Raw genomic sequence first — 349 nt, 5'->3', positions numbered from 1 at the left:
CAGACCGGGCCAAAGATCCAATTCGGTGGATTGATCTTCTCGGCGTTCGTTCCGATGGGCTTCTGCCGATTTGCTTGCCCGACCGGAGCGGTGATCTCGCATGTCCGCTGGAATGCCTCGAGCGACCAGTGGAGCGTTCGCTTCGACGAACGAGAAGAAGTTATCCGAATAACCACGATCGTTCGGAAACGATTTGCCGTCGTAGATCGCGTCGCAGCGGCCATCGAAACCAGTCAGGTCTTTTAGGCGCAGCGTGACGGTTTCGTTTTCGATGTCGACCACGCCGCCATCGTGCCAGAACCAATCGGCGCTCGTGGTGCCGAAGGTTTCTTCAAGCGGCTTGCCATCG

1 protein-coding gene is annotated in these 349 nt (G+C 57.6%); it reads right to left on the bottom strand.

Features of this window, described 5'->3' with window-relative positions; genetic code table 11:
* Nucleotides 1-349: hypothetical protein (locus AB1L30_RS00130; RefSeq protein WP_367011335.1), on the bottom strand; the 349-nt coding region annotated here is incomplete at both ends.

Source organism: Bremerella sp. JC817, from assembly GCF_040718835.1.
Classification (GTDB): Bacteria; Planctomycetota; Planctomycetia; order Pirellulales; family Pirellulaceae; genus Bremerella.
The sequence above is the reverse complement of the archived record's forward strand: the minus strand, read 5'-3'. Positions and strand labels throughout refer to the sequence as shown.